Source organism: Hungatella sp. L36, from assembly GCF_014288035.1.
Genome location: NZ_JACOPC010000009.1, coordinates 174552 through 188051, shown reverse-complemented (window position 1 = coordinate 188051; position 13500 = coordinate 174552). Strand labels below are relative to the sequence as shown.

10 protein-coding genes are annotated in these 13500 nt (G+C 51.3%); 7 read left to right on the top strand and 3 right to left on the bottom strand.

Annotated elements, in window-relative coordinates; genetic code table 11:
• Positions 1-3 precede the first annotated feature (3 nt).
• The 7 genes from H8S80_RS20670 (at position 4) to H8S80_RS20640 (ending at position 10423) form a co-directional block, all read left to right on the top strand.
• Positions 4-906, top strand: coding sequence for a diacylglycerol/lipid kinase family protein (locus tag H8S80_RS20670; RefSeq protein ID WP_110324376.1), 903 nt, complete (start codon positions 4-6; stop codon positions 904-906).
• Between the two features lie 106 nt (positions 907-1012).
• Complete coding sequence (gene rpoD, locus H8S80_RS20665) at positions 1013-2158, top strand: RNA polymerase sigma factor RpoD (protein ID WP_002603379.1); 1146 nt, start codon at positions 1013-1015, stop codon at positions 2156-2158.
• Between the two features lie 160 nt (positions 2159-2318).
• Complete coding sequence (locus H8S80_RS20660; RefSeq protein WP_002603380.1) at positions 2319-2942, top strand: epoxyqueuosine reductase QueH; 624 nt, start codon at positions 2319-2321, stop codon at positions 2940-2942.
• Between the two features lie 100 nt (positions 2943-3042).
• A complete protein-coding gene (locus tag H8S80_RS20655; protein WP_002603381.1) occupies positions 3043-3309 on the top strand; it encodes an HPr family phosphocarrier protein in 267 nt (88 codons plus the stop codon).
• 105 nt (positions 3310-3414) lie between these two features.
• The gene (locus tag H8S80_RS20650; protein ID WP_117630920.1) at positions 3415-3912 is read left to right on the top strand and encodes a kinase; all 498 of its coding nucleotides are present in this window, start codon (positions 3415-3417) and stop codon (positions 3910-3912) included.
• A 445-nt stretch (positions 3913-4357) separates the two neighbouring features.
• The gene (gene gltB / locus H8S80_RS20645; RefSeq protein WP_117630919.1) at positions 4358-8917 is read left to right on the top strand and encodes a glutamate synthase large subunit; all 4560 of its coding nucleotides are present in this window, start codon (positions 4358-4360) and stop codon (positions 8915-8917) included.
• A gap of 18 nt (positions 8918-8935) precedes the next feature.
• On the top strand, positions 8936-10423 hold the full coding sequence (locus H8S80_RS20640; protein ID WP_117630918.1) for a glutamate synthase subunit beta: 1488 nt from the start codon (positions 8936-8938) through the stop codon (positions 10421-10423).
• Between the two features lie 14 nt (positions 10424-10437).
• Here H8S80_RS20640 and H8S80_RS20635 read toward each other — a convergent pair whose 3' ends face one another.
• From H8S80_RS20635 to ychF, 3 genes are all read right to left on the bottom strand, one after another.
• The gene (locus H8S80_RS20635; RefSeq protein ID WP_117630917.1) at positions 10438-11277 is read right to left on the bottom strand and encodes a nitroreductase family protein; all 840 of its coding nucleotides are present in this window, start codon (positions 11275-11277) and stop codon (positions 10438-10440) included.
• A 66-nt stretch (positions 11278-11343) separates the two neighbouring features.
• Positions 11344-11997: a CatB-related O-acetyltransferase gene (locus tag H8S80_RS20630; RefSeq protein ID WP_002603386.1), complete on the bottom strand. Its 654-nt coding sequence runs from the start codon at positions 11995-11997 to the stop codon at positions 11344-11346.
• Between the two features lie 279 nt (positions 11998-12276).
• The gene (ychF, locus tag H8S80_RS20625; RefSeq protein ID WP_002603387.1) at positions 12277-13374 is read right to left on the bottom strand and encodes a redox-regulated ATPase YchF; all 1098 of its coding nucleotides are present in this window, start codon (positions 13372-13374) and stop codon (positions 12277-12279) included.
• Between the last annotated feature and the right edge of the window lie 126 nt (positions 13375-13500).

The window sequence follows — 13500 nt, the reverse complement described above, 5'->3', positions numbered from 1 at the left end:
ATAATGAGAAAAATGCTGTTTATCTTTAATCCACGTTCCGGAAAGGCTCAGATCAGAAACCGGTTGATGGATATTCTGGATATCTTCACGAAAGCCGGGTATGAAGTTTCGGTTCATGTGACCCAGCGGCCTAAGGATGCCATGGAGGTTGCCGCGGCAAGAGGCAATGACGCTGACTTAATCGTCTGCAGCGGCGGCGACGGGACCTTGAACGAGACCATAAGCGGTATGATGCTGCTGGACCGGATTCCGGATCTGGGATATATTCCCGCCGGTTCCACCAACGATTTTGCCTCCAGCTTAAAAATCCCGAAGAACATGATCGCCGCGGCGCATTTGGCGGTGGAGGGGGAAGCGTATCCTGTCGATATCGGAAGCTTCTGCGGGGACAGGAATTTCGTTTATATCGCGGCCTTTGGCGCATTTACGGAAGTGTCCTACTTAACGCCCCAGGATAAGAAGAATATGCTGGGCCATCAGGCTTATATGCTGGAGAGTGTGAAGAGCCTGACTTCCATCAAGTCCTACCGCCTGCGTGTGGAGAGCGAGGAGATTACGCTGGAAGGGGAATTTATCTTTGGAATGGTGACGAATACCATCAGCGTGGGAGGCTTCAAGGGCCTGGTCACGCAGAATGTGGCTTTAAATGACGGAGAATTTGAGGTGCTCTTAATCAGGACGCCGAGAACGCCTCTGGATCTAAGCAACATTGTCAACTATATGTTCTTGAAGGAAGAGCCTAACGAGTACGTTCATAAGTTCAGGACGAAGGCGCTCACGGTGATTCCGGAAGAACCGGTGGACTGGGTTCTGGATGGGGAATTCGGAGGTACACGCATGGAGACTCAGATCATAAATCTGCAAAAACAGATCCGGATTATGAGAAATCCTTCCAAAAAACAATAAATCTGCAATTTAACGCAGAAAAATGTTGAAATATGTAATCCGGTAGTATATAATGAAAAGTTGTGTGGACTTTTATGTATACTTCTTAGCGAAAGGACGTTATTAAGTGGAAAAAGATAATTTTTTAGAGAAGCTGGGGAAGCTCGTGGAACTGGGAAAATCAAAGCATAATGCTTTGGACGTAACGGAGATTAACAACTTCTTTATGGGGGAATCACTGACCCCGGAGCAGATGGATCAGATCTATTCGTACCTGGAGAATCGCGGCGTTGACGTGATCCCGGTAATTGACGACTCGATACTGGCTGATGATGTGCTCCTGTCAGATGATGCTCTGCTGCTCGACGATGATCTGGATGACAGCTTTATTAAAGGGGCGGACGAGGAGGATATCGACCTCGATGCCATTGACTTGCTGGAGGGAATAGGTACAGAGGATCCTGTCCGCATGTATTTAAAAGAGATCGGTACCGTTCCGCTTTTAAGCGCGGACGAGGAACTGCGTCTTGCAAAGAGAAAAGCCGATGGTGATGAAGATGCGAAGGAACGCTTGATTGAAGCGAACTTAAGACTGGTTGTCAGCATCGCAAAACGGTATACCGGCCGCGGTATGAGCTTTTTAGACCTTGTTCAGGAAGGAAATTTAGGTCTTATTAAGGGCGTTGAGAAGTTCGATTATACAAAAGGTTATAAGTTAAGTACATATGCTACGTGGTGGATTCGCCAGTCCGTAACAAGGGCGCTTGCCGATCAGGCAAGGACAATCCGTGTTCCGGTGCATATGGTCGAAACCATCAATAAAATGTCAAAAATGCAGAGAAAGCTGACGCTGGAACTGGGCTATGAGCCCTCCGTCACTGAGCTCGCAGACGCGCTCGACATGTCTGAGGACAAGGTAATGGAGATCATGCAGATTGCCAGGGAACCAGCTTCTTTGGAGACCCCGATCGGTGAAGAGGATGACTCTAACTTAGGCGATTTTGTCGCTGACAACAATGTGGTGACTCCGGAAGGAAACGTGGAGTCCGTAATGCTCCGTGAGCATATCGACGCATTGCTCGGTGATTTAAAGGAGAGGGAGCGTCAGGTTATCGTACTGCGCTTCGGCCTTGAGGATGGACATCCGCGCACACTGGAAGAAGTGGGTAAAGAATTTAATGTAACACGTGAACGCATCCGGCAGATCGAGGCGAAAGCACTCAGAAAGCTCAGAAACCCGGTGCGGAGCAAACGAATCAGAGACTTCTTGTAAGAAGCAGAAAGGAGGCGTGGCATGAGAGTGCTCACGCCTTTTTGTGCTTTGCAAATGTAGATGCAGGACGGCAATACATACGGAGATTTTAGACGGCGGCGGGTTCCGCTTCAGCGGAGCATCGGTCTTTGCCTGTGAATCAGAGAAGGAGAAAAAGAGGATGAACCACAGAAATTATCAGAAAGAGCTGGACACCATACTGGAAGACTTTGAGAAACAGGGGAAGGTGCCGAGACTGCTGCTTCACAGCTGCTGTGCTCCCTGCAGCAGCTACGTTCTGGAATACTTATCAAAATACTTTGAGATTACGCTGTACTATTATAACCCGAATATCTATCCGCTTCAGGAGTATATGAAGCGGGTGAAGGAGCAGGAGAAGCTGATCTCTGAGATGAAGCTTGCACATCCCGTGCTCTTTCGTACCGGCCCCTACGAACCGGACGAATTCTTCCGGATTGCCAAAGGACTCGAGAAGGTTCCCGAGGGCGGAGAACGCTGCTTCAAATGTTTTGATTTACGGCTCCGGGAAGCCGCCAAGGTCGCATCTGCCGGCCGCTATGATTATTTCACGACGACGCTTACCATCAGCCCCTTAAAAAATGCAGAGAAACTGAATGAGATCGGAGAGAAGCTGGCCAGGGAGTACCGCGTGGCGTATCTTCCATCCGATTTTAAGAAAAAAGACGGCTATAAGCGGTCTGTGCAGCTGTCGGAGGAGTACGGCCTATACCGGCAGGATTACTGCGGATGCGTCTATTCTAAGGAGGCAGGCCAGGCTCAGTAAAGATGGCAAACGTGGACTGAAACAACTTGACACCTAATGGGAATTGTAATAAAATTAACGATAAGGAGTATATAGATTAGAGGATAAAGGAGAAAATATTATGTTAACAAAAACACTTACTGTTGTAAACCCATCCGGACTTCATTTAAGACCAGCGGGAGTTCTTTCCCAGACAGCCATGAAGTTTAAATGCGACATCATCATCGAGTGCGGTGAGAAGAGAATTGTTGCAAAGAGCGTATTAAATGTTATGGCAGCAGGCATCAAGTGCGGTACAGAGATCAACTTAATCTGTGACGGTGAAGATGAAGAAGAGGCTATGAAGAGCATGAGCGAAGCGATCGAAAGCGGACTCGGCGAGATGTAATGGACAAGTTTCAATAAGTGAATGATATGCAGAAGCTGGCGGAAAGGAAGCGATTCTTTTCCGCCAATTTATGTTATAGTTCTGACGAGGGATAGGGGAAGATACATGGCAAAATTAATCATAATCAGAGGCAATTCGGGAAGCGGAAAAACGACTGTGGCCAGAGCGCTGCAGCGCAGGTTTGGAGATCACAGCATGCTTATTTCCCAGGATATGGTCCGCCGGGAAATTCTTCATGTAAAGGGCGAAAAGAATATGCTGGCTCTGCCGCTTATGCAGGAGCTCGTGGAATATGGCCGGGATCACTGTGAGATAACGATTCTGGAGGGAATCTTAAATTCCCAGTGGTATGAGCCGTTGTTCGATTCTGCAAAGACGCTGTTTGGAGACGCGGTTTTTGCCTACTACTATGACCTGCCTTTTGAGGTTACCCTGTTACGCCATCAGACGAAGAGCAACAGGGAAGAATTTGGGGAAAACGACATGCGTGACTGGTGGAGAGAGAAAGATTACCTGAAAAATATTTCTGAAAACGCATTGACGGCGGAAATGAGCCTGGAGGAAACGATCGAGCGGATTTATCACGATGTGACCCTGGCTTAAGGCGACGTGATTTCAGAAAATTGAGAAATACTGGATGAAGATCAATTTCATGCAAAAATACCGCTGAATTGTTAGGTGAATACAAGATTAAGAACAAAAATTAGAAAAATAAAAGGCCCATACACATAAATTGTCAAATAAACTGACAATTCCTGTGAAAAAAGGGGTTTACAAATGGAAACAGATGTAGTATTATCTAAAAAAAGTTGAAGCACAGGCAGAGGCTGGCAGAAGCCGGAGATGCCATGGTAATAAGACAGTATCATAAAATATGGAACACAGGCCCGACGACGAGCATAGAAAGCCGCGGGTCTGTGTTTTTTTATTTTATAGGAAAAGGAAGGAGTCCTGGTCTTTTACCGCTTCCGCTGCTCTGTGCTTCAACGGAAACCTGCTGTCGCTTTGCACCCCTGATAAAAGAGTACAGCCAGAAAGGAATGAAATTATGGTTAAAAATTCAAAATCCCCCACAGCAAGGAAAACGCCGGAATTATATGATTCCAGGTTTGAGCATGACAATTGCGGAATCGGAGCAGTTGCCAACATGAAAGGCGTAAAGAGCCATAAGACGGTGGAGCAGGCCCTTCATATCGTCGAGAATCTGGAGCACCGCGCCGGTAAGGACGCGGAGGGAAAGACGGGCGACGGAGTCGGCATCATGCTCCAGATATCACATAAATTCTTTAAGAAGGTGACGAAATCTCTCGGTATCGAGATTGGAGGCGAGAGAGAATATGGAGTCGGCATGTTCTTCTTTCCCCAGGATGAGCTTGCCAGAAACCAGGCGAAGAAGATGTTTGAAATCATCGTAAAGAAGGAGGGTCTGGAATTTTTAGGCTGGAGAGATGTGGAGACGCACCCGGAGCTGATCGGCGAGAGGGCGGTGGACTGTATGCCCTGTATCGCCCAGGGCTTCGTGAAGAAGCCGGCCGACACGGAAAAGGGACTGGATTTTGACCGGAAGCTTTACGTGTCACGCCGCGTATTTGAGCAGAGCAACGACAATACATACGTGGTATCGCTGAGCAGCCGTACGATTGTATACAAGGGAATGTTTCTGGTGAAGGAGCTGCGCAGATTTTTCCCTGACTTACAGGATAAGGACTACGAGTCGGCCATCGCCGTGGTACACTCCCGGTTCAGCACCAACACGAATCCAAGCTGGATGAGGGCGCATCCCAACCGTCTTATCGTCCACAACGGAGAGATCAACACCATCCGCGGCAATGTGGATAAGATGATGGCACGGGAAGAAACCATGGAATCGAAGTATTTTAAGTACGATATGCACAAGGTGCTCCCGATCATCAATCAGGAAGGCTCCGATTCGGCCATGCTGGACAATGCCCTGGAATTTATGGTGATGAGCGGTATGGAACTCCCTCTGGCCGTCATGGTGACGATCCCGGCTCCATGGGCCCATGATAAATCCATGCCTCAGGAGATCAAGGATTTTTACAGCTACTACGCGACTATGATGGAACCGTGGGACGGTCCGGCCTCCATCGTATTTTCCGACGGCGACCTCGTCGGCGCGGTTTTAGACAGAAATGGGCTGCGGCCTTCCAGATACTACATCACGGATGACGATCAGATGATCCTGGCTTCCGAGGTGGGAGCCATCGACACAGAGCAGAATCATGTGGTGAGAAAGGAGCGCCTCCGTCCCGGGAAAATGCTCCTGATCGACACGGTAAAGGGCTGCCTTGTGTCAGACAGTGAGCTAAAGGAAATGTATGCGTCGAGACAGCCCTACGGCGAATGGCTGGATTCCAACTTAATCGAACTGAAAGATTTACCGATTCCCAATAAGGGGGTCGCGGACATGAGCGCGGAGCAGCGTTCCAGGCTCCAGAAAGCCTACGGCTACACCTATGAGGAATACAAGACGATGATTCTTCCCATGGCCTTAAACGGGGCTGAGACGGTATCCGCTATGGGAGCCGACAGTCCGCTGGCGGTCTTAAGCAGAAAGCATCAGCCATTGTTTAATTACTTTAAGCAGATGTTTGCACAGGTGACAAATCCGCCGATCGACGCCATCAGAGAGGAGATCGTGACTTCTACCGCCGTGTATGTCGGTGAAGAGGGAAATATTCTGGAGGAAACAGCGGAGAACTGCAAGATTTTAAAGGTCAACAATCCGATTTTAACGTGTACGGACTTGATGAAGATCAAATACATGAAGAGGCCCGGGTTCCAGGTGGAGGTCATTCCGATCACATATTATAAGAATACTTCTCTGGAAAAGGCAATCGACAGGCTGTTTCTGGAGGTGGACCGGGCGCACCGGGACGGGGCGAATATCATCATTCTTTCCGACCGTGATATCGACGAGAACCATGTGCCGATTCCTTCGCTTCTGGCGGTATCTGCCCTGCAGCAGCATCTGGTGAAGACGAAGAAGCGCACCTCAGTGGCTCTGATCCTGGAGAGCGGAGAACCCAGAGAGGTACACCATTTCGCTGCGCTGCTGGGATATGGAGCCTGCGCGGTCAACCCATATCTGGCGCAGGAATCCATCCGGGCGCTGATCGAAAGCGGGATGCTTGATAAGGACTATTACGCAGCGGTGGAAGACTATAACAGCGCGGTGCTCCATGGAATCGTTAAGATTGCCTCCAAGATGGGCATTTCCACGATCCAGTCGTACCAGGGAGCACAGATCTTTGAGGCCATCGGCATTTCAAAGAGCGTGGTGGAAAAGTATTTTACCGATACGGTGAGCCGGATCGGAGGCATTACGCTGGACGATATTGCAAATGATGTGGATACGCTTCACTCCATGGCCTTCGATCCCCTCGGTCTCGATGTGGATTTAACGCTGGAGAGCGTCGGAAGCCACAAGGCCAGGGCTGGACAGGAAGAACATCTCTATAATCCGCTGACCATCCACCTGCTTCAGGAGGCGGCCAGAACGGGAAGCTATGAGACGTTTAAGCAGTATACACATGCGCTGAATGAAGAAGGCCAGATGGTGAATTTAAGGAGCCTGATTGACTTCGATTATACGAAGCGGAAGGCGGTTTCCATCGACGAGGTGGAAAGCGTGGAATCCATTGTGAAACGGTTTAAGACCGGGGCCATGTCCTACGGCTCCATCTCCGGGGAAGCTCATGAGACGCTGGCTGTCGCCATGAACCGGATTCACGGCAAATCCAACAGCGGTGAGGGCGGAGAGAGTCTGGAGCGTCTGACTCCAGGAGCCGACGGGCTGAACCGGTGCTCCGCAATCAAGCAGGTGGCCTCCGGGCGGTTCGGCGTTACCTCGCGCTATCTGGTGAGCGCCAAAGAGATACAGATCAAGATGGCCCAGGGAGCGAAGCCCGGAGAGGGCGGCCAGCTTCCCGGAGGCAAGGTATATCCGTGGGTGGCAAAGACGCGGCATTCCACAACGGGTGTTGGCCTGATATCACCGCCGCCTCACCATGATATCTACTCCATCGAGGACCTGGCACAGCTGATCTACGACTTGAAAAATTCCAACACGGAGGCCAGAATCTCGGTGAAGCTGGTATCTGAGGCTGGAGTCGGCACCGTCGCGGCAGGCGTCGCCAAGGCGGGAGCACAGGTGATCCTGATCTCCTCCTTTGACGGCGGAACGGGGGCGGCACCGAGAAATTCCATTTACAATGCAGGGCTTCCATGGGAACTGGGGGTGGCGGAAGCACACCAGACCCTGATTATGAACGGCCTCCGCGACAAGGTGATCCTGGAGACTGACGGCAAGCTGATGACAGGCCGTGATGTGGCGATTGCCTGTATGCTGGGGGCGGAGGAGTTCGGATTTGCGACGGCTCCCCTTGTAACCATGGGATGCGTGATGATGCGGGTCTGCAATCTGGATACGTGCCCGGTGGGAATTGCGACGCAGAATCCGGAGCTTCGGAAGCGTTTTAAGGGGAAACCGGAATACGTGGTCAATTTCATGTATTTCATTGCGCAGGAGCTGCGGGAGTATATGGCGAAGCTTGGAGTCCGCACGGTGGATGAACTGGTGGGACGTACCGATCTGCTGAAAAAGAAGGAGCATATTTCTTCGAAAAGGGCGGATAAGGTGGATCTCTCAGCCATTCTTGGCAATCCGTATGCCGATAAAAAGCTGGCCGGCTATAACCACAAATCGGTCTACGACTTCGAACTGGGAAAGACTATCGATGAAAAGATCCTGCTGAAGAAATTGAGACCGGCACTGGTGAATGGGCAGAAGAAGAGCATTCAGATCGATGTTTCCAACACGGACCGTGCGCTGGGAACCATATTCGGATCCGAGATCACGAGGCTGTACCCGGAGGGACTTCCGGAGGATACGTATACCGTAAATTGTACGGGAAGCGGCGGCCAGAGCTTTGGCGCATTTATCCCGAAAGGGCTTACGCTGGAGCTGGTGGGAGACAGCAATGATTACTTCGGCAAGGGCTTGTCCGGAGGAAAGCTGGTGGTCTATCCGCCGAAGGGCGTGACCTTTAAAGCCGAAGAAAACATCATTATCGGCAATGTGGCCCTTTACGGGGCGACCAGTGGAAAGGCGTTTATCTGCGGCGTGGCCGGTGAACGGTTCTGTGTGAGAAATTCCGGCGCTACCGCAGTGGTGGAAGGCGTGGGAGACCACGGATGTGAGTATATGACCGGAGGCCGTGTCGTCCTGCTGGGACCGACTGGAAAGAATTTTGCAGCGGGCATGAGCGGCGGAATCGCCTATGTTCTGGATGAGAAACGGGATTTGTATAAGAGACTGAATAAAGAGATGGTTTCTTTTGAGGAAGTGACGAATAAATACGATGTTCTGGAGCTGAAGGAAATGATAAAGGAACATGTGGCTTACACCAATTCGGAAAGAGGAAAAGAGATTCTCGACAACTTTGGTGAGTATCTGCCGAAATTCAAGAAGATTATGCCTCACGATTACCGCCGTATGATGAACACCATCGTCCAGATGGAGGAGAAAGGCTTGAGCAGCGAACAGGCACAGATTGAAGCGTTTTATGCGAATACGAAGAAGTGAGCCGAGAGGAGGAAAAGAATGGGAAAGCCAACAGGATTTTTAGAGTATGACAGAGAGACAGGAAGGGCGGCAGATCCCAAAAGCCGGATTAAGCATTATGACGAATTCCACCTTCCGCTCTCGGAAAAGGAACAGAAATGCCAGGGGGCCCGCTGTATGGACTGCGGCGTGCCGTTCTGCCAGTCGGGAATGATGATCAAGGGAATGGTTTCCGGATGCCCCTTAAACAATCTGATCCCGGAGTGGAACGATCTGGTCTATACGGGAACATGGGATCAGGCCTATAACCGCTTAAAAAAGACCAACAGTTTTCCGGAGTTCACCTCCCGGGTATGCCCCGCGCCATGTGAGGCGGCCTGTACCTGCGGATTAAACGGAACTCCGGTCGCCATCAAGGAAAATGAGGGAGCCATAATACGGCGGGCGTATGAGACGGGGATTGCCGGCCCGAACCCGCCGAAGATCAGAACCGGGAAACGGGTGGCAGTCATCGGCTCCGGCCCGGCCGGTTTAGCGGCCGCAGACCAGTTAAATAAGCGGGGCCACAGCGTGACGGTATTCGAGCGGGAAGACCGCGTCGGAGGCCTGCTGATGTACGGTATCCCCAATATGAAGCTGGAAAAATGGGTGATCGACCGCAAGGTGGATGTAATGAAAGAGGAAGGAATCTCTTTTGTCACGGGAGCCGATGTGGGGAAGAACCACAAGGCAAAGGACATCTTAAAGGATTTTGACCGCGTGATACTGGCCTGCGGCGCATCCAATCCCCGCGACATTCAGGTGCCGGGAAGAGATTCGGAGGGAATTTATTTTGCAGTGGATTTCCTTAAATCCACCACGAAGAGCCTGCTGAATTCCAACTTAAAGGATCAGTCGTACCTGTCGGCCAAAGGAAAGCACGTGATCGTCATCGGAGGCGGCGATACGGGAAATGACTGTGTGGGAACCGCCATCCGCCATGGCTGTGCATCGGTTCTTCAGCTGGAAATGATGCCGAAGCTTCCGGAAAAGAGGACGCCCGACAACAGCTGGCCGGAATGGCCCCGTGTTGCGAAGACGGATTACGGCCAGGAGGAGGCCATCGCCGTGTTTGGCACCGATCCGAGAGTGTACCAGGCGACAGTGAAGGAGTTCGTTAAGGATAAGAATGGCAGAGTGGCGAAAGCCGTGCTCCTGTCACTGGAGCCGAAAAAGGATGAAAAGACGGGCCGGATCACGATGGAACCAGTGGCCGGAAGCGAGAAGGAGGTCACAGCCGATCTGGTACTGATTGCCGCCGGATTTTTAGGGAGTCAGAGCTATGTGGCGGATGCCTTCGGCGTGAAGCTGAACGCAGGGACCAATGTGGAGACTGAGGCCGGAACGTATAAGACGAACGCCCGGCACGTGTTTACCGCGGGAGATATGCGGAGAGGCCAGTCGCTGGTGGTCTGGGCGATCCGGGAAGGGAGAGAAGCAGCGAAGGAGGTTGATGAGAGCTTAATGGGGTATACGCTGCTGGAGTAAATGGCGAGGGGGGATTACCAGGTGGCGCGGTGGAGTTTGGCTGGATCCCAGGGAGCGGCTTTTTCGGGTGAGGTGGCTGAGGGCGCAGGGTGACCAAGGGCTATGACGATGATGGGGGATACCTTGGGTGGGAGGTTTAGGGTCTGTGTCAGCAGCTTTTGCCATGGGGAGTGGGGGAGAACTCCGCACCAGACTGCGCCAAGGGCCAGGCTGTGGGCGCAGAGAAGAATGTTCTGGGTGGCGGCGGCACAGGCTTCACAGAGGAAATCGTTAGTTCCTTCTATATTATGGTCGCCGCAGACGACGATTCCACAGGCAGCTCCGGCCAGCATGCGGGCGTTGGGATTGGCAGCGGAGAGTTCGGTGAGGAGGTTCCGGTCTTCCAGGAGAAGGAAGTGCCAGGGCCTTTTGTTTTTTGCGCTGGGCGCGCACATTCCGGCGTACAGGAGTGTGTTAAGGGCATCAGGGGTTATGGGAGCATCCGTATAATGACGTACGCTTGTACGGGTTTTAACTGCAGTGATGGTGTCCATGGCGCATGGAGAAAGTGAAGGGCTGGGAGCGGCCGGGCTGCCGGAGGGCTGGGCCGGGGCGTCGAGGGACATTGTGACAGAGACAGGCAGGGGAGGGCCGCAAAAACCGAGGGATTTTTGCAGGACTTTGTCGATAAGCATAATGTAACAGCCGCTGCCGCGGGAGAGGAGCCTGCTCCGGTAAGGGATTCCGTTTATGGTTCCCTGTACGTAAATGGTGCCTTTGGGCTGATGGAAAATCTCTCTGGCAGAGAACGGCAGGGGCAGATAAGTGAGTCTGCCGGCGGTGTCTTTGAGGATTTCTGCAGGGAAGGTTTGCATAATGTTCTCCTTATTAAAAGTATCCGGCTTTTGCCTGGCAAAAACCGGATAGGTGAAATGGTTATTTTATTGGTTCAGGGCGTGGCAGGCGCGGAGCAGGGCTTCAGGACTGCCGCCGCGGATTGCCGGGATGAGCTGTTTAAGCTGGTCGTGAGGTAAATCCCACCAGCGGACCGCCTCCAGCTGGGTGATGATGTCCTGGCTGTAACGCTTCCTGATTGGCTTTGCCGGGATTCCGCCTGCGATGGTATAGGGTTCCACGTCTTTTGTTACGACGGCTCTCGCTCCGATGATCGCTCCGTCGCCGATTTTGACGCCGGACATGATGACAGCCTCGTAACCAATCCAGACATCATTTCCAATGACGATATCGCCCTTGTTGTCCCATGATTCTGCGACTTCCGAGATGGGAGTGCCCCATTCCTCGAAGAATAAGGGGAACGGATACGTGGACAGGGACGTCATCGTGTGGTTCGCACTTGTAAATATAAATCTGGCTCCGCAGGCAATGGAACAGAATTTTCCGATGACCAGGCGGTCTCTGTTGATCGGGTAATGGTAGAGTACGCTGTTCTTTTCGAAATCGACCGGGTCGTTCACGAAATCGTTGTACATTGTATAGGCACCGACGGAAATATTGGGATCTTTGACGACCGCGTTTAAATAGACGGTCTGCCGGTCTCCTGTTCTTGGATATATGGTTTGTGCCGGAATAGACATTGTGATTCCTCCTTTATGGATCTGGTGTTTTGGTGTCCCTCTGCTATTCCGGCCGCTGCAATGCATCGTTTCATCTGTGTGGACAGCCTCCTTTTCTTTTGCAGCCTGCTCTGGTGTCAGGCAATGCTTTCCTTTATTTTAAGCGATGGGGGGTGATCTGTCAAATCCATGTTGGGGAAAAATAATAGCGGGAAATCTTCAGCTTTCTAAAGATTTCCCGCTATTATTTTCCGGCCTTTATACCGGGAACCGCGGTCTGCGGTATGAAACGAGTGGAGCTTATACGTTGAAACGGAACAGGACAACGTCCCCGTCTTTTACGACGTATTCTTTTCCTTCCATTCTGACAAGGCCTTTTTCTTTGGCGGCCGTATAGGTACCGCAGTCGAGAAGATCCTGGTAGTTTACAACCTCGGCCTTGATGAAGCCGCGCTCGAAGTCGGAGTGGATCTTGCCGGCGGCCTGAGGCGCCTTGGTTCCTACCTTGATGGTCCAGGCTCTCGTCTCTGTGGGGCCTGCTGTTAAATAGCTGATGAGGCCTAAGAGGTGGTAGCTGGCGGCGATCAGTTTTTCGAGACCGGATTCCGTGAGGCCTAAGTCCTCTAAGAACATCTTGCGCTCGTCTTCCTCCAGTTCGGCGATCTCCTGCTCGATCTGGGCACAGATGACGAAGACTTCGCTGCCGTTTTCTGCGGCGAAGCTGCGGACTTCCTTTACGTATTCATTAGAAGCGCCGTCGTCGGCCAAGTCGTCTTCGCTTACGTTGGCGGCGAAGATCACCGGCTTGTAGGTGAGAAGATTTAAGGAGGAAACGAATTCCTGAGCATCGTCATCTTCAAACTCCATGCTGCGGGCCAGCTTGCCATCCTCTAAGTGAGCCTTCACTGCTTTTAAGATCTCCAGCTCTTTTGCGAGAGATTTGTCGTTAAAGGCACTCTTTGCCGTCTTGGAGATTCGTCTCTCCAGAATCTCTAAATCGGAGAAGATAAGCTCTAAATCGATGGTTTCAATATCTCTTAAAGGATTCACGCTGCCATCCACATGGATGACATTGCCGTCCTCGAAGCAGCGGACAACGTGTACGATGGCGTCCACTTCTCTGATGTTGGAAAGGAACTGGTTACCAAGACCTTCACCCTTGGAAGCGCCTTTCACGAGCCCTGCGATGTCCACGAATTCAATGACTGCGGGCGTGATCTTTGCTGAGTCATAGAGCGCAGCCAGCTTTCCGAGACGTACATCCGGCACGGGAACCACGCCTACATTTGGATCAATCGTACAGAACGGATAGTTGGCCGATTCTGCGCCGGCCTTTGTAAGAGAGTTGAATAATGTGCTTTTACCCACATTCGGCAGTCCGACAATACCTAATTTCATAATTCATTACCTTCCTCTATTTTATTAAACATTTTTAAGGTTGATTTTTTCCTGCAACTAATATAGAATAGCATATTATCCATAAAAATAAAAGAGTCAAACTGAACTCGCGCCTGTTTTTGTCGA